This is a genomic window from Polycladomyces abyssicola (assembly GCF_018326425.1).
GTDB lineage: Bacteria > Bacillota > Bacilli > Thermoactinomycetales > JIR-001 > Polycladomyces > Polycladomyces abyssicola.
Genome location: NZ_AP024601.1, coordinates 129718 through 152511, shown reverse-complemented (window position 1 = coordinate 152511; position 22794 = coordinate 129718). Strand labels below are relative to the sequence as shown.

Genomic DNA, 22794 nt, shown 5'->3' with positions numbered 1-22794 from the left:
CATCCACCTCACTTTAGTTTTCGTCGTCGTGTTCGAATGCCAAACGCTCGCGGATCAACACCGCCCGGCGGATGTCCCGTTCGCCAGGGTCCAAACGCTGACCGGCATATTGCTGCAAAAATCCGGGTTGGGTCATTACCATCAATTCATTCAGCACCGTGGCCGAAACACCTTTGATCAACCCCAGGTCGATGCCCAACCGAACATCGGACAGCCGTTGCATTGCCTCCTTGGAATCCATCACCCTGGCATGGGCCAGAATGCCGTAGGACCGGTGCACCCGATCTTCCAGCTGAATCGGGGAAGATTCGAGTAACCGCCGGCGGGCCGATTGCTCCTGGTCGATGATCTGACCGACCACACTGACCAAATTATCGATGATCTCTTCTTCTTCCTGCCCCAATGTAACTTGGTTGGACACCTGGTACAGGTTACCCAGCGCTTCGCTCCCCTCACCATAGATCCCGCGAACGGCCAACCCGACTTGCGTAATCGCCGGGAACAGACGGTTCAACTGCTGGGTTATGGCCAACGCGGGCAGATGCAACATCACCGATGCCCGAATGGCCGTGCCCACATTGGTGGGACAGCTGGTCAAAAACCCGCATTGTTCGTCAAATGCGTAAGACAGATGACGTTCCAGCGTATCATCGATATGATCGGCCAACTTCCAGGCTTGCTTCAGCTGAAATCCCGGGAACAGGCACTGTATCCGCAGATGATCCTCTTCGTTGACCATGATGCTGACCGCTTCATTCCCGCTTAAAATCACTGCACCATGGCGGGACTCTTCCGCCAGATGAGGGCTGATCAAATGCTTTTCCACTAACACACGCTTCTGCAAGTCATTCAACGTGTCCATCCGGATTAATTCCGCGTCTCGAAAATACGGCTGTTCCTTCTCTTCCTGAAATGCTTCTTCTACTCGCCGTACCACTTCTTCTGACTGGGATGCGGTCGCCAGCATCGGGAAGGGAAGTCCGGCCAAATTTCGTGCGATGCGAACGCGGGAGCTGATCACGATGTCGGATTGGGGCCCTCCGCCTCGCATCCACTCGCTCATCGCGCTTTGGATAAAGCGTTGAAGCGACAACTTTCTCCCTCCCTTTCAGCCTTCCAGTTTCCTCTGCAGGGCGCGGATCCGGTCACGCAGTCGGGCAGCTTCCTCGAATGCTTCCCGGGCAACGCACTGCTTTAGCTGTTCCTTAAGCTGTTCGATTTCCCGCCGAATCTTCAACCGTCCCCCCGTTCGTTCCGGGACTTTACCACGGTGGTTAGTACTGCCGTGAACCCGACGAAACAGCGGAATCAGTCGCTCCCCGAATGCTTGGTAACAATCACTACATCCCAACCGTCCGATCTTGCTGAATTGCGTGTAGGTCAATCCACACGTGGGACAGCGGAGCGCACCGGACTGCACCGTCTGCTTCGCCTGCTCACCTTCCGTGTAAGGAGCATCGAAGTTGAGCAGTCCGGACAACAGTTGATGAATGGAAAACCCGTTTTCCATCATGGGGATCTGTTCCCCTTTTTCTTGGGCACAAACTTCGCAGAGATGAAATTCCGTTTTCTCGCCGTTGACGATTTTGGTGTAATGAAGTGTCGCCGGCCGTTTTCCGCACTCTTGACAAAGCATCGGCGTCACTCTCCTTTGTCCGCCAGTAAAATCGCAACCCACGCCCGCATCAAACCAGCCCGCACCTGGTCCCGAACGTTGACGGGTAATGTTAACACTTCGCGGGACACCGATTTGCGCATCAACTTGGCTTCCCGCTCCGTGATGATGCCGTCATCCCGCAGACGGTCGATCACGTCTTCGGCAGCCGCCTGATGGATCGACTGACCGATCTGCTTAAGCAACACATCGAAATAGGTACGTTTGGAAGCGTGTTTCACTTTGCGAATGCGGATAAAACCCCCACCGCCCCGTTTGCTCTCCACCACGTACCCTTTTTCCAAAGTAAAACGGGTACTGATCACATAGTTGATCTGCGACGGCACACATTGAAACAGGTGAGCCAGTTCGCTCCTTTTTATCTCAATCATCCCCGTCGGGCTTTCATTGAGAATTTTCTTCAGATGATGTTCGATGATGTCCGTGATACATCTCATCGGACAACCTCCTGCTGACTTTGACTAACTTTGACCTTCTGACTTTATTATAATTCATTCCCATTTGTTCGCCAAGAGGGATACAGCCGTCCTTCTCATTTTTTCTTGATCTCCAGCATTTCATACCGCCTCACTTACTGAATTACCCGGAGATAACCGCCATCACACCTTCCACTTGCCTCAATTTTTCAATCAAGTCGCTTTCCGGGAATTTTTCCGGCATCCGAATCGTAAACACAATATCGATCATCTCTTCATCAGGGTCCTCCTCTTCAATGGAGACTCTGCGGATGCTGGCACCGAACTGCGCCAAGATCGTCGCCAAATCCCCCAATGTACCCGGCCTGTCCTTCACTCGGATGCGCAACGTTTTTTGACGCCGGGAGACGAACAGGAGATGTTCCACCCGATTCAACAATTCCAAACTGATCAGCGCCAGTGCGGTAGTCAATATGGCAGGGTAATAAAAACCCGCACCCGCCGACAACCCGATGCCGGAAACCACCCACAACGAGGCGGCAGTGGTGAGTCCCGTCACCGAAAATCCGTGACGCAAAATCGTACCTGCTCCCAGAAACCCGATTCCGCTGACGACCTGAGCCGCCAACCGTGCCGGATCGGTCCTGACATTGGGCTCATATACAAACTCCGAAAAACCGTAGATGGACAACAGCATGATCAGCGCCGATCCCAAACTCACCAAAATATGTGTTCGAAAACCGGCGGGATGGTTGTTGTGTTCTCTCTCCCACCCGATTAAACCACCCAAAACCACCGCTAAAAATAACCGTAATGTGGCTTCCCCGATGGAAATCGACCATATATTCTCCATCTGTTTTCCCTCCTCATCCTCCCTGAATTCCGTCATCGTTTTCGGACGTTAACGAGCTTCTCCCATTTACCTTTGGTCAGACACGCTTTTTATCACGTTCAATAAAGATGGGAACGAATCGATTACCACATGCGCCCCATCCAGCTCACTTTCTCCGCTGAAATTGGGAAAACCGGCATATCGGCATCCAATGACCGTCAGACCATTGGCCAGACCGGCTTCCACGTCCGAACTGCGGTCACCCACCATATATCCGCCCGTCACCCCATGTTCGTTCATCAAAATGCGAACGAGATCCTTTTTTTCACGGGTCTGGTATTCACCCGCAGTATAGATGCCGGAAAACAGCGGCAGTAGCTCAAATGCCGTCAATACGCCTTTCACATAGGGTAAAATCCCGTTACTGGCGATAAACAGAGGCCATCCTTCCCGCGCAAGCCGGTGCAACGTCTCACCCACACCGGGATATAACGCTCCCATTCCCTGCTGCAAACAGTGCAGCTCTTCCTCCAACATCCATCGATCGGCCGTCTGTTTGGTTTGTTCGTCCGCCCCGGGGAGCAGTCGGTTCCAGATCTCCACATGAGTGAGACCAAATACGGATTGGATCTCTTCATCGGTCGGTAAAGATCCTTCATAACGACCCGACCGGCGCAATCGCTCAAATGTCCGGCGAAAAGCCGGTACCGCCACTTTCTCCGTTTGAAACAACGTTCCATCCAAATCAAAAATCATAGCATGTTGCGACATCGTCCCACGACTCCTTGTTTATTTATGTATATTTCGATCAACTTGACGATACCATACCGGACAAACGGAAGATAGGCAAGTCGATGATATCGAGGAAAAAAGAACATGGGATGGTTGACTTTTCCTGGAAAAATCGATAATATAAAAGTTGTTGGTTATTATTTTATCGTTGCTGCACGTACGCCACAGGCCTGCCGGCTTGTGGCATTTTCTTTGGAAAGGAGTGCGTGCTCATGACACAAGCCGTCTCAACCCCGGAACATTCTACCCACCGTCAATCTGAGGATGATGTCGCCATCCATTGTCAGCACGTCAACAAAGAATTCGTGGAAACTGTGGAAGGCAGCCGACGCTGGTCCAACTGGTTTCGTGGCGAACGTCGGGTGGTGAAAGCAGTGGACGACGTGTCGTTCAAGGTACAGCGAGGAGAAATCTTCGGTTTATTGGGACCCAATGGATCAGGTAAATCGACATTGATCCGATTGCTGTCGACGCTCCTGTTTCCCGACAGTGGTACGGTGACCATTTTCGGCAAGGATGTCGTTCGCCATCAGCACGAAGTGCGTCGATGGATCAACCGCGTTTCGGTGGAGGCATCCTTTTTCAAAAAGCTGTCGGCGATGGAAAACCTGCGGTATGCCGCCCGCTTGTACGGATTGCCCGTAGACGAAGGAGAAAAACGAGCGATGGAGATTCTTCGGCGGCTGGGTATTCGGAAAAACAAGGTACACACGCCGTTGGAGAATCTCTCCCGGGGAATGCAGCAAAAAGTGGCAATCGCCCGGGCTCTGATGACCTCCCCGGTACTGATCTTACTGGATGAACCCACGACAGGTCTGGATCCAAAATCAAAAAGGGATGTGCAGAGATACATCAAGGAAGTAATGCAAACACATGATGCGACCATCTTCTTAACCACACATGATATGGAAGAAGCGGAATCATTGTGCGACCGGATCGCCATCATCGACCAAGGTCGCATCGTCGCCTTGGACACGCCCGACGGTTTGAAACGGCTCGTCGGAGCCGACTCAATGGAAACCGTCTTTTTTGAACTGACAGGGAAAGATTGGGAGGAGGCATTGGCCGATGAAGACATGGATGCGTGAGTGGAACGCCGCTTATGCATTCGTCGAGCGCAGCTTCCGTCTGATCCGGCGCTATCTGGCTTGGGAAGTGGTGTTTCTCTTCTATAATATCGTCAACACCTTGACGATCGGATTGATCGGGTTGACAATGCAGGGTACGCCCAACCAGGGGCAAATGGTACTGTATCTGGTGATCGGCGCGCTTTTCTGGGGATTCATGTCCGTATTGTTTGAAGAGGTAGCCAACTCCATCACGTGGGAACGATGGGAAGGAACGATCGAATACACGTTTATGGCACCGATCCGCCGCATCACGCACTTGGCGGGGATGTGCTTGTTTGCAGTGCTGTACGGAACGATCCGTTCCATTATCGTCTTGGCTGTCGTGGCCCTCTTTTTCGACCTGCCTTTGGCGCAGGCGAATTTCCCTGCCGCACTGATCGTACTGGCGGTTGCCAGTCCCGCTTTTATGGGTCTGGGCCTGATCGCTGCAGTTCTTCCCCTGTTGTCCCCCGAACGCGGCACCCAGGCGACGCATATCATTCAGGGCATCATCTTGCTCGTCTCCGGTGTGTACTATCCAATCGACGTGTTGCCCAAATGGCTTCACCCCCTGTCCGCCATCTCTCCCGCGACATATGCGCTGGATGCGGCACGGGACGCCATCCTGCACGGCACCGGTGTCGTCGCACTTTTGCCGAAGTTGGGCATCCTGCTGTTGATTGGCGTCATACTGGTTCCGCTGGGCTTGTGGATCTTCCTGCAGGCGGAACGTTATGCGATGCGCACGGGCAAGCTGAAGCGGAATGGATAAAAAAAACGGAAACCATAGTCTATCATACGGATTTGCGTGCCGTTTTCCCTTTCGATCCCTGATGGACAATGCAAGGTCTCTTGAGGGAAGACGGCCACCCTCTTTCAGAGGGGACGAATGCACCGTCGATCCACTCTCGAAGTGTTTGATCCATATGTCCCCACGAGATAAAATTGCGAAATTCCCCTCTACACTCACGATCTGACACAATGTCGGAAGCATACCGGCAGGGGCATCCGCTTTGTAAAGTGGGATGGCCGAATATGGGCGATTAAGTGCGCAAAATCGACGGGGCAGACGCCATCGTCAACTTCACCGAACCGAGTGTCAACTGACCGAAGAAAGTCCTGTGCAGAGCCGTCCCCCATCGTTTTTCGTATCGATGTATTTCAGGCCTCTTTGCTGGGGGACGGCTTTTTTCTTTTCACACCCTTTTGTTCCGAAGCAAACAACCACACTTTCGCTTTTTCTCTACAGATCAAAACCGGATATCATCCTATGCGTTACGCCCATCAGCAACACCAATGCCAAAATGAGTCCGAAATAGGCTACCCCGTACACAAAGCGTGTCCTTCCGGGAACTTGATAGTATTCCGCACTTTTGCGCAACGACGGATCTTCCTCAGGGGATGGTATATATTGAGCTTCCAGTCGCAAACGGACAAGGGGTTGACCGGTGTCGTGATCCATGAAGCGGTCGGCCCCGTTCATCCGCACTTCTTCAAACCGCCCCTTCACACCTTCGAATTGAAAGACTTGCCCTATACCCGGGTAGACGACCGAACACACATGTTCTCGGTCTTCCACCCGACAATACTGTATATGGGGCAAGACCCGCTGATGGGACTCGGCAGGTATCCAGACACCCGCCTCCTCCCAGCGGCTTTCCGGTACAAACGCCTCCACATGGATCTTCCTGGGCTTTTTGCGCCTGTCGGAGAGAAAGGCCGACCACAATTCCCAAGCAAATAACAACCAGATCAGCAACAGCAGCGGGCTGAACGTGACAATCACCAAGACGAGGCCTCCAACGAGCCCCACCACCCACAACCAACGGGAGATGGCGGTCACGATCCGCCCGCCGTCCAAGGGGTGAATCGGCAACAGGTTAAACAGATTGAGCAAAAACCCCACCTGCGCAATCGAGTAGAGCGGTTTGTATCCGGTCACCACACCGACCACCAAACACAGCACCGCACCGATGGTACCCACGAATGGACCGCCGTAGGCAATATAAGCCTCAGTCACGGCATCAGCGGGCATTTTCCGCATCATGATCAACGCTCCCAGAAATGGGATGAATGACGGCGCTGACACGGGCAATCCTTTCCTGCGCGCGGCCCACACATGCCCCATCTCGTGGATGAGCATCATCACCACCAATCCGAGCGCAAAGGTCCATGGATAAAACAGGGCATACGCACCGATGGACAAAAGCATGGTCCAGATGGTTCCTCCCGCTTTTCCCAGTTTGAGAATGGGGAGCAAAAACTTGAGTTTCCCGCCAAAGCCGATCAAAAGCGCAATCAAACCGCCCCACCATGTTTTTTTCATGCCGCTGTTCCTGTTATCACGGTTAGCCAAACGCTTACTCCTCCTTATCCGTCACACAATCGCCTCTCTTTTTCATGTTATCACAAGTTTCGACTTTTCACGCACGACAATCCGAACAGCGTTTCATCGTTTGAAAGACGGGGAGTAAAAAAAGATCTGGCAACAGGCCAGATCTCATAGACACTCTATCCGAAATTGCTGACAAGCGGCCGATCCGCCGTGACCAGAGCCATACCATTCATTTTTCCTACTTTCAGCACTCCGATCGTTACACAGCAAGAAAACTTGTCCCGTCTCACACCGTGACGTTGCCGACCGACGATTGACGCGCCCACTCACGGCGCCAACGCCGGCTGACCACCCACATCGAGATAAACGCCAATGCCACCACAGCCGCAATCGCCCACAAACCAGTGGAGTAGGTACCAGTCATGTCTTTGAGCGCACCCAAACCGAACGGAAGATAAAAACCACCGATACCGCCGGCTGCACCGACCATCCCGGTGATCACGCCGATCTCTTTGGCAAACCGCTGGGGCACCAACTGGAACACGGCACCGTTGCCCATGCCCAGCCCGATCATCAACATGATCAACAGTCCCATCATCCAGCCAAACGGCGGCAATTGAGCAGCAGAGGCCACCAGGCAGGCAATGACGGAAAAGAGAACCAGCAACATGCGAATTCCGCCGATGCGATCAGCCAACCAACCGCCGATCGGACGGACAAAACTACCCGCAAACACGCAAGCCGTCACGAAACTGGATGCCTGTACCTGATTCAGCCCGTACAGATCATGAATCAGAATCGGCAAGAAACTGGAGAACCCGACAAAACCACCAAACGTGACACTGTAAAAGAAGCAAAACAGCCATGCATCTTTTTCTTTCCATACAGCAAAATACGAATGAAGCGGTTGTGCCGGCGGTTGATCAGGCGCGTCCTTGGCGAATAGAGCAAAAATAATCATGACCAGTCCGATCGGGATCATCGCCAATCCGAACACGGCATGCCAACTGCCGAACGTCTCCGCCAAACGGGGAGCAAACCACACAGCAAACACTGTACCGCTGTTACCAGCCCCAGCAATCCCCATCGCCAACCCCCGGTACTCCGGTGGGTACCAACGACTGGCCAACGGAATGGCTGCAGCGAAACTGGCACCGGCAATCCCCAGCAGAAAACCGGCGGCAAACACCTGTGGCAAGTTGGTGCCCATCAACCACAGCAAACAGAGCGGTATCATCGTGGCGGTCATTCCGATCAGACCGGTGCGCTTGGCACCGATCCGATCGGTCAAAAGTCCCATGATGATGCGAAAGATGGAACCTCCCAGGATCGGCACCGCCACCATCAGACCTTTTTGTGTCGCATTCAAATTGAGATCCTGCGCCACCATCACACCCAAAGCACCCAACAACACCCACACCATGAAACTGACATCAAAATACAAAAATGCTGACAACAAACTGGGCAAATGTCCAGCTCTCAAAAACGAGCGCACTGTTTTCCCCCACTTCGTTGTAAGGTTTATTTCCATTTACCCGAACCAGCTCGTATGGTACGGGTCGTGGAACCTGCAAAAATGGGTTGTCGCTTTGCTGACAAGACTTCATCAGCGACTTGCTGCATCGTCTTCCTCTCGTTCATCGCCGCCTGCCGCAAATAATGGTACGCTTGCTCCTCCGTCCATCTCCGCTCGTCCATCAGCTTCCCCTTGGCCCGATCAATCACGGCGCGTTGGGCCAAACGGCGTTCCAACTGTTGGATGCGCTTTTGCCAAGAGACTCGTTCCTTTGCTTGATACACCCCTTGTCGGATCGCCCAAACGGCATGGCGAACATCCATCGTCGTCGCGATGACGGCGGACGGACGGCAGTTTTCATCCCATTCATCCGCTCGTGGCAGACCCCCTCGGTCCAACATCAACACCCACGGGCATTTTTCCGAAACCGCCTTTACCCGACGTTTCCATCCTTCCGACGGATAAACCAACATGACCGCATCGGGAACACCGGTTTCCAACGCCTTTTCATCCACGGCGGTGATGGAAAGCCCCGCCCGGCGCAGACTGTCCACATAAGCACCTGCCGACATCGTAAACGGCTGCTCATGCAACACCCAGATATTCAACGGGAGGGCACACTCCTTTGTGTCAGTTTTATTTACACGAAAATTCAGCACGACTTCATTGTAACGAATCCCCTGCCTGTTTCGCAAGACTTATGTAATATTTTTTTACATTAATAACCCCAAACAAATGAGTCTTCTTTCACTTTCTAGTTCATCATGTCACATTTCATGACATAAAACCACATAAAAAACACCTCGTTGAATCATCAACGAGGTGTTCGTCTGGTGGAGCTGAGCGGGCTCGAACCGCCGACCTCCTCGTTGCGAACGAGGCGCTCTCCCAGCTGAGCTACAGCCCCACGAAGCTTTCAATCAGCGACAGGAATTATTGTACACGGGTCCTCGGAGAAAGTCAAGCACCTTTTTCAGGTGAGTAGCTCATCTCAAAGGTCGCCCGCGTGAAATTCAGACTCCCCAATAAGAAGGTGGCCGATTTCCTACGGGCGACCTTTGAGCGCAGGCGTAGCAGGAGCGAGAGGTGCTCTTGGAACTTCTCGGCCGCTTTTTGGGGCAATTGCTTCATTTCTTAGCAACCCATGGCTCACAAATTCGGCGCTTTCCCGATCCATGCTCAGTCGAGATTCACTACAACAGCATGCGTTCCCATCCGAATAAACCTTCTGATTCCCCTTCGATCTTGGCCGTCACTTTATGAAAAAACCGGGCCATCTCCTCGATCGTGGGACGTTGCTCCGGATTGAAGGACAGGGTGCGCATGATCCAATCTTCCAGCTCTTCCGGCACATCCTCCCGAAACTGGCGGATGGGAGCAGGGGTAAGCGAAAATGCCGTTGGACTGTTGCCCGTAAACATCGTGTATGCCAATGCCCCGACCGTAAACGCATCATACGTATCTTCCCGCCGCTGACCATCCGCAGACGGTTGCGGATGAAGTCCTCCTTTGGGCAACAGCCCGACGGGGCCACCGTAGATGAAACGCACCGCCCCGCCCGGGGCCAAAAGAACATTTTGTGGATGAACCATGGTAAACTGATCTTGGTCATACAAGCGCAACAGATGACCAGTGATCCGTCGCAATATCCACATCGCCCGATCCAGCGGCAACGGTAACGTATGGTACAAATAGTGCGCGAGGAGCGTCCCCTCTAATTTTCGATATACTTGATACAGGACTCCATCTTCGATGAACACTTCCTGAACCGGGAAAAACGCATCTTCATCCCGCATGAGCAGTTTCTCAAAATCGCGACCGCTTTCCCCGTGAAAAGCGCGCGCATCCAACGCGTGAACAAACCGCGTTCGAACCGGTTCTCCCTCGGATACCGCCTCGTTTTTTTGTCGATATGCCGTGTAATAAAGAACCCCCTGTACAAAGGGGAATGCATCGATCACTTCATACGACTCCCGTATCCACTCACCTTTCTCTTTCATTCGCATTTGTTTCAATCACCTTTCTTGCCGGGGTCGTGTGAATGAAAAGGAAAACGTCTCAAAATATGTAAGTCTGGTTTTTGACGGCTTAACCGATACAGACATTTGCTTTCTTATTTTATCACGAACGGTTATTTCTGGACAGCCAAAACCCTTTCTTTTCTTCTTCTCTTTCTTGACCTTTGATGGTTTTCTATTTGTGCTTTCCATGATTTTCTTTCTCATCCATACCTGTGATCTAACTGAGGTGAAAGGTGTATTTTCTGAATAGATTGAAATGGATGAGGCCGCAAAAGGAGGCTTTTTCCATGGATGATCGCGCTGTCCGTGCGTGGGTGATGTATGACTGGGCCAATTCGGCGTTTGCCACCACCGTCATGGCAACGGTGATGCCGATCTTTTTTTCCGACGTCGCCGGCCACGATCTCGGTGCCACGAAAGCGACGGCTTATTGGGGGTACACCCAATCCATCGCTCTGGTCCTGATCGTCCTGCTCTCTCCGGTTTTGGGTGCGATCGCTGACGCCGGTCGGTTCAAGCGGAGATTTCTCCTTTGGTTCACCTGGATCGGGATTGCTTCGTCCCTGCTGATGGCCACGATCGAACCGGGTGAGTGGGTGTGGGCATCGATCTTAGTCATCTTCGGCACGTTGGGCTTTTCCGGCGGCAACGTGTTCTATGACGCGTTTCTCAGCGATGTGGTGTCCGAAAACGAACGCGACCGCATCTCCGCTCGCGGTTACGCTTTTGGCTATATCGGCGGCGGCATCCTGCTCGCCCTCAACCTGGCCATGATCACATTTCACAATATGTTGGGCATCACCGCCCTCGCTGCCACACAAGCATCCTTTTTCAGCGTCGGGATCTGGTGGTGGCTGTTTTCTCTTCCGCTGTTCCACCATGTGCACGACCGACCGCTGTCGGGATATCCATCGACACCGGCCAAACATCTCGCAGCGGAAGGGATCCGTACCGTGTGGAAGACCCTGCGCTCCCTGAACCGATATCCGGAAATGCTCAAATTTCTCATCGCATTCTGGCTCTTCAGCGACGGGATCAATACGATCATCAAGATGGCCACCATCTATGGACGGGAAATCGGGATCGGCCAGACGGATCTGATCGCTGCTCTCCTGATCACCCAGTTTGTGGGCATCCCCCTTACTCTGCTGTTCGGTCGATTAGCCGACCGATTCGGCCCGATGCCATCTCTGATCGGCTCACTGGTCATCTATTTGGTCATCGTGATGCTGGGTTATTTCATGACCACCGCACTTCATTTCTATTTACTCGCCATCCTTGTCGGGTGCGTGCAGGGCGGCAGTCAGGCGCTGTCCCGCTCCATCTTCAGCCGTCTCGTCCCCGTTCACAGGAACGCGGAATTCTTCGGCTTCTTCGGGTTATCCGGCAAGTTTGCAGCTGTTTTCGGCCCAGCTGTTTTCGGCTTGGTGGGGCAGTAGTTCGACTCGAGCCGGATGGGCATCCTATCCATCGCACTGTTTTTCTTGGTAGGCATCTTGTTGCTATTTGCGGTGGATCTGGAAAAAGGAACATCCGAAGCAAACGCCGCCGAACAGGAATCACCCGCCATTCCTGCGACAGAAGGCCCTTCGGCTCCACTGTGACTGCTCCACACGACTACAACACCAGAGGTACTCCCTTTCGTCACCATAGGCTTCTCCCTTTATCCGACGTGGCAACTCACATCCATCCACGATTGTTTCGTCCAAGCCTGGGTGATTTCGCACACGTAGTTGAGCGTATCTGGTGAATACTGAGCAAATGGTTTTCCGGCTGTTCATTAGGTATTTGCCATCATCCGCCTGTCAAGATGCTCAAGCACAAACGGCCATGCCTGTTCGTGCTGATTCCTCGACTCCTCATCTGGAAACCCCGCGTGCGTAAGACGTAGTAACGTGCCGTTACCGTGAGGCTCAAGTTCAACCGTAACAATCGTCTCAGCTCCCTTTGTTCCCTCAGCGCCGGTAACCCAAGTCATTTCGACGAGGCGATCGCGCTTGAGCCTGAGAAATCGACCATAATGGGGATGACGCTGTGCTTCACTATGTGTCTCAAATTTGTAGATTGTCTCAAAGAAGAAGACCGTGTTGACTTCTCCCTCCATTAACACTGATCCAGGCGCTGCAAACCAGCGATCGAACTGCTTCGTCCACGCTTGGAACAGTACGTCGGGCGCTGAATCCATCAGACGTTCCACTGTCAGAGAAAACGGTCTTGATGAAAGATCGGGTATACAAATAGGTTTTGTCATCAGATCCCTATCCTTTCCTTTAGTGACGTTTCAACATTTCAGGCGTCGCCGTATATCACCATTAAATTAAGGTCTCTCCCGATAACAAAAAAATGCTTCTCCTTGAACCCCTTCCACCTCCGACGCTCGCTATCATCCCAATCCTGAAGGGTTGGGTTTCCCGCTCGCTCTTTATAAAAACAACCAGGGGCCACCCCCTTTTGTCCGAAGGTGGCCCCTGGTGTTAACCATGCATATCCGTCACAATTGTCATCCCATCATCGAACGCCGCTTGGCTCCGTTTCCTTTGTTTTTCAAGAAGAAAGCCAATGCGATGGTGGCGATGGTGATCCACATCGTTACCCAAAACACGTCATCCATCGCCTGTACCATGGCGTGGGCCTGGATCTGTCCCATTAACAAGCCCAATGCGGATGCCTTGGCCTGGAACAGCGGCTGGCCCATCGAGATAAACATATTTTGGAGTTGCTGCAACGTCTCATTCGCCTGCGGCGAAAACAGCGAAAACTGCTCGGCCCCCACCGCTGTATGATACGCCTGGCGATGGGACAACAGCAACGTCGCCCATGCGATCCCGAACGAGGCGCTCACTTGGCGGAACGTATTGTTGATGGCCGTGGCCTGCCCCACTTTTTCGCTGGGCACTGCGTTCATCCCGGCCGTGGTCACGGGCATCATCAACAGGGAGACGCCGATGCCCCGAAGCACCATCCACCAGATAAGCGTCGCATGAGGCGTGTTCACATCGAGAAAATGGGTCAAATAGAGCGAGTACGCCGTCAGGCACAAACCGATTATTGCCGGCCAGCGTGCCCCGATCCGGTCAAACAGAAAGCCGGCGATCGGCATCATCAGCCCCGTCACCAACGCTTGAGGCAGCAGCAGCAATCCGGTGTCGATCGGAGACAATCCCGAGATATTCTGCAAAAACAGCGGGATCATGAACAGCGGCACAAACAGGGCGATGCTGGTGATGCTGACAATCGCCAGCGATACTGAGAAAGCGCCGTTGCGGATCAGTCTCAAATCCAGCATCGGCTGATCAATGTTCCACTCGATCAGGACGAACACGATCAGCGACACAATGGCCACCGACAAAAATCCGATCACTTCCGGATCGGTCCATCCTTTGTCCGGTACGATCCCCAATCCGTACAGCAAAGTGGAAAATCCCAACGTCGAGGTGAGAAATCCCCACAGGTCAAACCGTTGCCGGGTGCCGTGAGACAACTCCTTCAACAGAAACATCGCGAGGAAGAAGTCCAGGATGCCGATAGGTACGTTGATGTAGAAGATCAGCCGCCAATTGAGGTATTCCGTCAAATATCCGCTCAGCGTAGGCCCCACCGCGGGCGCGAACATGATGGCGATCCCGAAAAAGCCCATCGCCGTTCCGCGCCGTTCCGGCGGGAACATCCGGAAAATCATCGCCATCGACACCGGCATCAATGCCCCGCCGCCAAGACCCTGAATGATGCGAAACAGGATCATCGAGAGGTTATTCCAAGCCAATCCGCAAAGAAACGATCCGACGGTAAACAGGACCAGCGCCAGCATAAAGACACGCTTGTATCCGAACCGATCGCTGACAAATCCGGTAACAGGAACAAGCGTCCCCACCACCAGCGTGTATGCGGTGATCACCCACTGAATGTCGGACGTATCCACACCGAACTCCGTCATCATGCTGGGCAACGCCACGTTAACGATGCTCATGTCCAATACGGCCATGAAAACGGCGATGATCAGCACGACGGTTGCCGCTAACCGGTTTTCCACACCACCGTTTTCACGTTGCTCTGTCGGCGGGGTCGGGATGTGGTCAGCCATGTCAAACCCTCCTTTCCATCAGTGATCATGCCCAGATCATTTCTCAATTTTGACGTCCGCGTTCAACCCCGGGACCAATCGGGCACCAGCGTATCCATCCAACGAGATTTTGACCGGGATGCGTTGCACCACTTCCGTATAATTACCGCCGGTGTTGATGTTGGGCATCATCGAGAAAGTAGACTCGGTTCCCAGTCCGATCTGCTCCACTTTACCTGTAAACTTTTGATCCGGGAAGGCATCAATCGAGATTTTCACCGCATTCCCCTGTTTGACGTCCTGAATTTTGGTTTCGTCCACCTCAGCAACCACGTACAGGTGATTCAGATCCGTGGTCATCGCGAGCGGCGTACCCGCTGACACCAAATTACCCGTCTCAGATTTGGATTGGATCACGGTACCGGACTGAGGTGCAGTGACATTTACAGTTTGCGGCGCTTCACCCGGTTGCGTCGGCGACGCCTGAATCCGGGCCACCACATCCCCCTTGTTCACATACTGCCCCTCTTTCACTTTCCACTCCGTGATCTTCCCGGCAACGGGTGCGGTGATCATCGTCAGGTTTCCTTGCACCTTGGCATTATCCACCAAGACGTAATTTTGCACTTCATTCATGTAGTACAATGCAGCAGCACCACCGCCGAAGATGACGACAGCAAACACAATCATAATGGCGATCATCTTTTTCATCCGAAAATCCCTCCTTACTCACAATTGGTTGACCATTTTTTCCAGGAGACGAAGGAACTCCTGTTCTTCCTTCGGGGTCAATGTGCTCAACATCTTCTCCCATACCCGGTGCCGCTTCTCCACCAACCGCAGGATGAGCGACCGCCCCTTCTCGGTCAACTCCACCCACACGATGCGTCGATCTTCCTTATCCCGTGAACGAACGATGAGCCCCTCTTTCTCCAAACGGTTCAGCGCGAGGGTGGTCGCACCCGAGGAGAGATTCACTTCCTGCGCCAAATCATTTACCTTGCACTTCTTCATCCGCAACAAACTGTTTAACAGCAGAAATTTCTGCGGCGTAATCTCATCCTCCAACGCGGCATCGAAGGAACGGGCCATACGCAGCAACATTTTGCTCAACCGCTCCATACTCGGTCTATCTTTTGAATCCATTCGCACACATCACCCCGTAAATCTCTTTCCACAAAAACATCTTTATTATAAAGAGATTAACCATATAAAACAATCCCCTTTTTCGCTTCTACATTTTTCTTTTCCGACTCGCGGCTGTTATGGGAACCCTTTCCCCAATCAATCCCCACATGGTGAAGTCACTCTCCAGGTAAAGAGTTCCCTCTATGGACAACTTTCATCGTTTCGACTACATTCAACGCTCCCTTTCAACATTAAAAAGGCTTGACAACGGTGCGTCATAGCTTGATGACGCATAGTTGCCAAGCCTTTCACCTTCATCTTATGATGGGACCGTAAAACCTGCACGAACGAGGTGATCCCATGAGCCAACCCCCTACTTCTCCACGCGTCCTGATCACAGGTGCTTCCGGCGGAATCGGCTATGAGCTGGCCAAACGCTTCGCCCGAGATGGCCACGATCTGATCCTGGTGGCACGCAGTGAAGACAAGTTACGGCAGTTGGCGGAAGAATTATCCCGGACACATGGGGTAAAAGCCGACGTGGTTCCCCAAGATCTGGCCGATCCGTCCGGACCGGATGCAGTTATACGGTCGGTAAGGGAGCAAGGCTGGAACGTGGAGATCCTGGTCAACAATGCCGGCTTTGGTTTGTACGGGTTTTTCGCGGAAACCGATTGGCAAAAGGAAATGGACATGATTCAGGTCAATATCACGGCCCTGACCCATCTGACCAAACATTTCCTTCCGGATATGATCCAACGGGGACGGGGCAAAATCCTGAATGTCGCCTCCACCGCCTCATTTCAACCAGGGCCATTGATGGCCGTCTATTACGCGACCAAAGCGTACGTACTCTCCTTCTCCGAAGCGATCGCCAACGAGTTGAAAGGGACCGGCGTCACCGTCACCGCACTCTGTCCGGGACCGACCGAGACCGGATTCATCACCCGCGCCAATCTGGAGCAGTCCAAGCTGTTCCGCATTAACAAAGTGATGGATCCCGCTACCGTTGCCGAAATCGGCTACCGCGGATTAATGCGGGGTGATCGAATCGTCATCCCCGGTCTGCATAACTGGTTACTGGCCCAATCCGTTCGCTTCCTGCCGCGAAAAGCCGTCACAGCCGTTGTGCGCAAAATCTCCGAACGTGCAGAGTAGAATGAACGCCATATGAAGCAAAAAGACGCTGATCATTCCACTTTTGCCCGCTGGCTAAAGTCAGCTTTACTATAGTAGGAATGATCAGCGTCCGTTTAACTGGTAAAACCGTTTTGATCGGGTGTACTTTTTCCCTATTTCCCGAAAAAGAAATCCACTACTTCCGCCAGGGTAGGGGAAGTTTTCCGGTAAAACTCGGAGTACCCACACCCTACACAGGAAACGACCAAAAACTCGCGGTTCTGCACATCAAAAAACCGACTCAATCCAGAACCCGTCACGGCAATCCGGTCCGTCTTTACTTCCCGGCACCCGCATTTGGGACAACCGTTGGGGCGTGTTTGTTTATCTTCTTCCATTGGCGCTTCACCCACTTCGTTACTGGGACTGTTTTTGCAATACCCTGTCTTGCTCTTGATTTTGCTTCTCCAAAATGGCATCCTGCATCTCATCTTGATGTTTCAGGACCTGCTCTTTCAATTGATTACCCTCATCAAAAATATAATCGCCCAACAGGTTACTGCGCTGTGAGATCATATCCCCCAAATCCGAAATGAATCCCCGTTTGCTGTCTAAATAATTCTTTGCGTCCCACAATCGATTGATCTCCTGGGTCTTCGAATCGTAAAATTCGTTTTCTACCTTGGTCAACTCGTCATATTTCCGGTTTCCTTCTTTTGTCACTTTGTCGTAGTTTTCGTTCCCCCATCTGGTCCACTCATCATACAGCCGGTTGTACTCCGCATCAAACGCCTCTTCCAACTCCGTTTGGTTGTCCACCGTGGCAAACGTGCCGCCACCTGCGTCCGATACCGCCTTCAGCGCGCGTTGCCCTGAATCGTCCACATCGAAGCCGATAATGTTGACCACGGCCTGGATGTTGGATGCGTGCAACGCCTGCGCGGCCGCTACGGGATCACCGCCGCAGGTTTCCACGCCGTCACTCACCACGTAGACGATGTTGGTCGCTCCTTCACCGCCGCGGCTCACCAAATCCCGCTGGGCATCCTGAATCACCTTGGCGAGCGGGGTCCAACCGCCCGGTTTCAGTCCGTTCAGCGCTTGCTGCAAACGCCTCTCCTCATACCGGCTGGAGGAATAAATCACCTCGCTGCTTTGGCAGGAAAGCGCCTTGTCCTTGGGCTGGTTGGTTCCTTTATGTCCGTAGACACGAAGTGAGACGTTCGCTCCTTCCGGAAATTTGGCAGCAAACTCCTTCACCGCTTTTTTGGCCAAATCCAATTTGACACCGCCTGGCACCTTCCCTGCCATACTTCCGCTGTCGTCCAACAGAATGACCACATTCATCCTTTTTCCCTCAGGCAGGGCTGCCAGCTTTGCCTCTTTGGGCATGGGGGTCGTTTTCGTCTCGATGTAAGCTTTGAAGTTGTCGTATTTTTTCACATAAGGACGGTAATCATTGGCCAAGAGTGCGATGAGTTTGTCATAGATCTCCTCCGGCGACGCGTTGGAAGGGATTTTGTCCAGCTCTTTTTCCACCTTGGCCCGATCATAACGATCGTCACCGTATTTCCCCGGGCCCACCAACGCCATGGCGCGGGCATCCCCTCTTTTTAACAGCTCCGACGGTTTCACCGACAGATCCATCATCGGCTGCGCTTTCGGCTTCGGCGTTTGTTCCTGTTTGAGCGCCGGTTTGTCCGCCCCCAGCGGGAGTGTACATCCACCCGCCAGTACCAGCACCACAATCCAGGTCCACCATTTTCCGAACCGCACGGTTTCCTCACTCCCTTGGTCAAGCTGCCCGAATCTCAAACAACAACTTCCAAAGTTCGACAATTTTGATTGTATGCTTTTACTATTTTACAAGAAAACCCTCGTTTTTGGTTGAAAAAATAGAATTACCGAAATGATAGACCAAAAGAAGTAGACAGAATCCGACAAAAATAGTCCCCGAATCATGTCGAAAGGGGTTGACGGGCAGCGGAAAATATTGATAAAAATAGAACGATTGATACAGTTATCGAGGTGATGGCATCCAGTGAAACGTTTGTGGCTCGTCCTTATGATTTCTGTCATGGCGATCTTCTCCACCGGTTGCTCCACCGTGATCTCTTTGGCTCAACAGGTGATTCAGGCCCAACAACAAGCCAAGCAACAGCCGGTAGCCAAAAAGGAGCAGGACAAGCCCAAAAAAGAGCAGGCACAACAACAGAATGAGGACGACTTGTCCGACATCGCCCAGGCGCCCAACAACCAAGACGATGATCCCTCTCTCGACTCCGATGATTCGTCCGGCCAAGAGGATCCGGAAGATAAAAACATCCAAGTAGACGGGCGTACTTGGACACCGGTTGACGTTCACGCACAAAACGACGGCAATGTGCGGGTCCTGTACGTGCCGGAAGGGCAATCGGCGGACGACTGGACGGAAGCGATCACCATCGACGTTCACAAAGGTCTCCAAAACCAAGCAACCGTCAACGACTACGCCATGGAAATGCGCAAGTCGATCAACGAACAAGTCCGCGACGGCAAGGTCACCTGGCGTACGCTATCCAAACAACAGGACGATCTGATGTACGAATTCGTTATTGAAAACGACGGCTACCAAGACAACCAGCATGAGATCAGCCGTGTAGTGGCCACGGATGAAGAAATTATCGTTCTCCACTATACCAACAAACTGAGTGTGCCGATGTCGGAAGACGAGCGGCAAAAATGGATCCAGATCCTGCAGGAAGAAGATCCGAGCAGCGACTCGTCCGACGACTCATCCGACGACCCCTCGGACGGTTCGACCACGGACGATTCGTCCGACTCCGATAGCAGCGATACGTTGTAAGTCATATGAAAAACCCGTTGCCCATGGGGGTAACGGGTTTTCTTCATTATGTTTGGTTCGGATTTCTAACATACTGACCATCATCCCACACTTCTTTAAAGTCAAATCCCATTCACACCGAGCGTACCTCGCCTTTTTATTCAAAAACCTCAATCTTGCGGGAAACAGACATAATTTAGATTTTTATCGTAATATTTTTTAGCTTAATATTCCTCCCATTGAAGCTCTGGATTTCGTTGACCGGTTTTATAAAAATACTCAAACGCTTTAATAACATCTTCTTGTTTTACACAGTATTTAGCTGGTTGCACATCTGATACTTGAATAGTTAATTCATATTCCTTATCCTCTGGTTCTTCTGGATTGATTAAATAATACCCTGAACCATCTTCCTCATTAAAATACTCCACTTTGTATCTCCTTTCACCATCTATCAAATCTCCTCCACCACATAATAGAGAAGCGCCTTCACCATTTAGAGGATCTAATGAAAAATTGGTCAGCTTTTTACCATCCATTTGTTTTATTACCTCATAAACCCGTTCCCATGTTGGTAATGTTTCTACATAATCAATACGTTCTAAACACAACTCCCATTTCATATTATCCCTTCTCTCATTTATTTTCAGTTGGATACGGGGTATTTAAGATTTTCTTTGGATTATTCGGATCCCTATAGAATCTTACATAATGCATTTTCCCACCTTCAAGATAATACAAATCTAATTCATCCAAACCTACAGCTCTCATTAATGGTTTAATACCGCTTCTTTTACAAAAACCACAAGGCACTTTATCGACATATAATACTGCCTTCCCCCCTGTTATCCCTTTTTGCTGTCTGTATAGTAAAGCTTGGTAAAAAGCCATACCTTCTGCATGTCCTGCTGATTCACTATTGGTACCTAATAATTTTCTTATTTTATCATACTCTTCTTTACTTTTAAAGTTTGGTTCAACGCCGGGGGCTTTTTGCTTCCACTTCCCATTCTTACTCCAATATTCTCGACCATCCATTCTTAACACAGCTACTGTCCATTTATCATTATCCCCAGTTCTTGGAGGGATATTGAAGTGTTTTCTAACAATATTAAATTGACCTAGATCAACCGGTGGCCTTTTTACACCACCAACAATATTTGGATCTACATCATTTGTTGCATTTATTTTTCCTGTATTTTCTTCACCTATAGATGCAAACCTCTGCAACCACTGCCCAAATGATGTATCACCAATGGTTTTAGGACTTGCTGATAAGGATCCATCCGCAAAAACTTGGTAAACCGGTGAAGGGAGAGGAATTTTGTTGAATGCTGAAACTAACTGAGGCGTTGAATGAACACCGAATAATACCGCAAAGCCAAGAAGGGCACTCTTACCCGCTTTTCCCCAGTCGATCTTCCGGTTTTTCAACCAATCATACAGTGCACTATCCGTAAAAGCAGATACACTACCACTCAATAAATTAGGGATAGCTCTACCAAACCATGAACCAAATGTGTCTACAGCCCAAACACCGAATCTGGAACGGGCTAGCATACCCGCGACCAATCTAAAAATCCCCGCTGATGCAGCCCCTGATATACCTCCTGTAAAAACATCTCCGGTGAAAAGCGTTCCCAGCAGTCCTCCAATTCCCAATTCCCCAGCTCCGGCACCAATCCCGCCTGCAGCCAAACCTACTTCGCCCACACCGGACATAAATGCCGCTATAACCCCGATGGCAATCAGGATTGAAAGAATGGGATGTTCTTTTATCGATTCCCAAAGCTTGGTTCCATATTCCTCAACTTTTCCCCATATGTTACCCGCTACCTGAGATATGCCATCCCAAAGCTCTCCTAACCTGTTTTTTAATTTTTTTAATCCTCCTTTTAATCGATCCGACAACCCTCCCCCCCCATTCTCATTCACCTTAGTCTCCTCAGGATTGACAGTTGGAGGTTTAATGGAAGGAGCTTTGGGAGGAGAAGGTGGTGTAAAACTTGGCGGCTTAATTTTCGGTGGATGAATATCAGGAGGATTGATATTTGCATAGGCTACACTATGTAACGAGAAAACACCTAGTAAAACGAATAAAAGGGTAATTATGTAAATTCTAATCCCTTTTTTCATTGCCAGCCTCCATTATTGTATTGTATTTTAACTTAATTAATTTATTTCAATAAATAGTTATCACAAAAAACCTTCATAAAGATGGGTTAACTATTGATCAGTATACTTGGGGAATGTTTAATCGGCTTCTTGGGTGACCCTTTTCAAGATGAAAAAGGCCACCCTTTTACAGACCTGACTTACTGTAATTACTTGTTATGAAACCTCATTCACATAATAATACGTTATCGTGAATGCCATTAAGGGAATGAATAATATATTAATTAAATTTTGTATCATCGAAACTGTAGGTAAAGTAAATGATAAATAAATTGACCCGTACAAGGCACCGATACTGATTACCCACTCAACCAATCCAAATATGAAAATAAAGCCCAACAGACCCCAAAAATGCTGTTTTCCAAAATAGTACGCTTCCTTCAAAGCAGCCGTCCACTTTCTATTTTCAATCACCACAACATATGGAAAGCAGAAGAACAATATGGCTAAAATCACACCAGGGATTACAAGCAAAAGCATCCCAAATATAATGAGTAATCCGTAGAGAATACCCTTCATATAAACGGGAAATGCAATTTCCAGTGTACGACCATATATTTCTCCAAATTTAGCATCATGATGGTTTGCTTCTTGGTATGCCATATAGATAAAGGGAATTTGAGAGAGTGGGATCAATATTAAAGTAAAAAAGGTGTTAAACAAATTAGCCATCGGGTAAAATCGATCGCCTGCTATACTAAAATAGATATAAAAATAATTTGCTACTACATTATGAAAAACTTGAAGCGGTAGAATGAACGTAATACCCAATAATAGAATCACAAAAAAACG

General features: G+C 50.8%; 23 protein-coding genes and 1 tRNA gene. 5 read left to right on the top strand and 19 right to left on the bottom strand.

Annotated elements, in window-relative coordinates; translation table 11 throughout:
* Positions 1-13: 13 nt before the first annotated feature.
* The 5 genes from KI215_RS00750 to KI215_RS00730 form a co-directional block, all read right to left on the bottom strand.
* Positions 14-1093 carry a protein-arginine kinase McsB gene (locus KI215_RS00750; RefSeq protein WP_212773759.1) on the bottom strand — a complete coding sequence of 360 codons (1080 nt, stop codon included), beginning with the start codon at positions 1091-1093 and terminating at the stop codon, positions 14-16.
* Positions 1094-1108: 15 nt separating this feature from the next.
* The gene (locus KI215_RS00745; protein WP_212773758.1) at positions 1109-1636 is read right to left on the bottom strand and encodes a protein-arginine kinase activator protein McsA; all 528 of its coding nucleotides are present in this window, start codon (positions 1634-1636) and stop codon (positions 1109-1111) included.
* A gap of 5 nt (positions 1637-1641) precedes the next feature.
* Positions 1642-2112, bottom strand: a complete 471-nt coding sequence (locus tag KI215_RS00740; RefSeq protein WP_212773757.1) for a CtsR family transcriptional regulator — start codon at positions 2110-2112, stop codon at positions 1642-1644.
* 142 nt (positions 2113-2254) lie between these two features.
* Positions 2255-2944: an MgtC/SapB family protein gene (locus tag KI215_RS00735; protein WP_212773756.1), complete on the bottom strand. Its 690-nt coding sequence runs from the start codon at positions 2942-2944 to the stop codon at positions 2255-2257.
* 66 nt (positions 2945-3010) lie between these two features.
* Entirely contained in the window at positions 3011-3694 is a 684-nt protein-coding gene (locus KI215_RS00730) for an HAD family hydrolase (RefSeq protein ID WP_212773755.1), read from the bottom strand.
* A gap of 233 nt (positions 3695-3927) precedes the next feature.
* Between KI215_RS00730 and KI215_RS00725 the strand changes: the two genes are divergently transcribed.
* Positions 3928-4803 carry an ABC transporter ATP-binding protein gene (locus tag KI215_RS00725; protein ID WP_212773754.1) on the top strand — a complete coding sequence of 292 codons (876 nt, stop codon included), beginning with the start codon at positions 3928-3930 and terminating at the stop codon, positions 4801-4803.
* A complete protein-coding gene (locus KI215_RS00720) occupies positions 4784-5596 on the top strand; it encodes an ABC transporter permease (RefSeq protein WP_212773753.1) in 813 nt (270 codons plus the stop codon). The genes KI215_RS00725 and KI215_RS00720 overlap by 20 nt, the downstream gene beginning before the upstream one ends.
* 471 nt (positions 5597-6067) lie before the next feature.
* On the opposite strand, the gene KI215_RS00715 is transcribed toward KI215_RS00720, so the two are convergent.
* From KI215_RS00715 to KI215_RS00695, 5 genes are all read right to left on the bottom strand, one after another.
* Positions 6068-7180, bottom strand: a complete 1113-nt coding sequence (locus tag KI215_RS00715; protein WP_212773752.1) for a site-2 protease family protein — start codon at positions 7178-7180, stop codon at positions 6068-6070.
* A 265-nt stretch (positions 7181-7445) separates the two neighbouring features.
* Positions 7446-8654, bottom strand: coding sequence for a nitrate/nitrite transporter (locus tag KI215_RS00710; protein ID WP_246512152.1), 1209 nt, complete (start codon positions 8652-8654; stop codon positions 7446-7448).
* 26 nt (positions 8655-8680) lie between these two features.
* Complete coding sequence (locus tag KI215_RS00705; protein ID WP_212773750.1) at positions 8681-9283, bottom strand: ANTAR domain-containing response regulator; 603 nt, start codon at positions 9281-9283, stop codon at positions 8681-8683.
* A 223-nt stretch (positions 9284-9506) separates the two neighbouring features.
* Positions 9507-9582, bottom strand: a tRNA-Ala gene (locus KI215_RS00700).
* Between the two features lie 286 nt (positions 9583-9868).
* Positions 9869-10681, bottom strand: a complete 813-nt coding sequence (locus KI215_RS00695) for a serine/threonine-protein kinase (protein ID WP_212773749.1) — start codon at positions 10679-10681, stop codon at positions 9869-9871.
* A gap of 302 nt (positions 10682-10983) precedes the next feature.
* On the opposite strand from KI215_RS00695, the gene KI215_RS00690 reads away from it, so the two are divergent.
* The gene (locus tag KI215_RS00690; RefSeq protein WP_338048315.1) at positions 10984-12135 is read left to right on the top strand and encodes an MFS transporter; all 1152 of its coding nucleotides are present in this window, start codon (positions 10984-10986) and stop codon (positions 12133-12135) included.
* Positions 12136-12476: 341 nt separating this feature from the next.
* Here the strand turns inward: KI215_RS00690 and KI215_RS00685 are convergent, their stop codons facing one another.
* From KI215_RS00685 to KI215_RS00670, 4 genes are all read right to left on the bottom strand, one after another.
* On the bottom strand, positions 12477-12947 hold the full coding sequence (locus tag KI215_RS00685) for an SRPBCC family protein (protein WP_212773748.1): 471 nt from the start codon (positions 12945-12947) through the stop codon (positions 12477-12479).
* Positions 12948-13196: 249 nt separating this feature from the next.
* Positions 13197-14777 carry a DHA2 family efflux MFS transporter permease subunit gene (locus KI215_RS00680; RefSeq protein WP_212773747.1) on the bottom strand — a complete coding sequence of 527 codons (1581 nt, stop codon included), beginning with the start codon at positions 14775-14777 and terminating at the stop codon, positions 13197-13199.
* 36 nt (positions 14778-14813) lie between these two features.
* Entirely contained in the window at positions 14814-15467 is a 654-nt protein-coding gene (locus tag KI215_RS00675) for an HlyD family secretion protein (protein ID WP_212773746.1), read from the bottom strand.
* A gap of 18 nt (positions 15468-15485) precedes the next feature.
* Positions 15486-15902 carry a MarR family winged helix-turn-helix transcriptional regulator gene (locus KI215_RS00670; protein WP_212773745.1) on the bottom strand — a complete coding sequence of 139 codons (417 nt, stop codon included), beginning with the start codon at positions 15900-15902 and terminating at the stop codon, positions 15486-15488.
* A 342-nt stretch (positions 15903-16244) separates the two neighbouring features.
* Between KI215_RS00670 and KI215_RS00665 the strand changes: the two genes are divergently transcribed.
* Entirely contained in the window at positions 16245-17042 is a 798-nt protein-coding gene (locus KI215_RS00665; protein WP_212773744.1) for an SDR family NAD(P)-dependent oxidoreductase, read from the top strand.
* A 134-nt stretch (positions 17043-17176) separates the two neighbouring features.
* Here the strand turns inward: KI215_RS00665 and KI215_RS00660 are convergent, their stop codons facing one another.
* Complete coding sequence (locus KI215_RS00660; RefSeq protein ID WP_212773743.1) at positions 17177-17401, bottom strand: zinc ribbon domain-containing protein; 225 nt, start codon at positions 17399-17401, stop codon at positions 17177-17179.
* Positions 17402-17420: 19 nt separating this feature from the next.
* Positions 17421-18779, bottom strand: coding sequence for a vWA domain-containing protein (locus KI215_RS00655; protein WP_212773742.1), 1359 nt, complete (start codon positions 18777-18779; stop codon positions 17421-17423).
* A gap of 265 nt (positions 18780-19044) precedes the next feature.
* Here KI215_RS00655 and KI215_RS00650 point away from each other — a divergent pair, with 265 nt between their 5' ends.
* The gene (locus KI215_RS00650; protein WP_212773741.1) at positions 19045-19848 is read left to right on the top strand and encodes a hypothetical protein; all 804 of its coding nucleotides are present in this window, start codon (positions 19045-19047) and stop codon (positions 19846-19848) included.
* A gap of 203 nt (positions 19849-20051) precedes the next feature.
* Here the strand turns inward: KI215_RS00650 and KI215_RS00645 are convergent, their stop codons facing one another.
* The 3 genes from KI215_RS00645 to KI215_RS00635 all read right to left on the bottom strand — a co-directional run bounded on the left by KI215_RS00645 (position 20052) and on the right by KI215_RS00635 (position 22785).
* A complete protein-coding gene (locus tag KI215_RS00645; RefSeq protein ID WP_212773740.1) occupies positions 20052-20450 on the bottom strand; it encodes an Imm1 family immunity protein in 399 nt (132 codons plus the stop codon).
* Between the two features lie 13 nt (positions 20451-20463).
* Positions 20464-21963 (bottom strand): deaminase, encoded by a 1500-nt coding sequence (locus tag KI215_RS00640; protein ID WP_212773739.1) that lies wholly within the window; start codon positions 21961-21963, stop codon positions 20464-20466.
* Positions 21964-22158: 195 nt separating this feature from the next.
* Positions 22159-22785 carry a hypothetical protein gene (locus KI215_RS00635; RefSeq protein WP_212773738.1) on the bottom strand — a complete coding sequence of 209 codons (627 nt, stop codon included), beginning with the start codon at positions 22783-22785 and terminating at the stop codon, positions 22159-22161.
* Positions 22786-22794 lie beyond the last annotated feature (9 nt).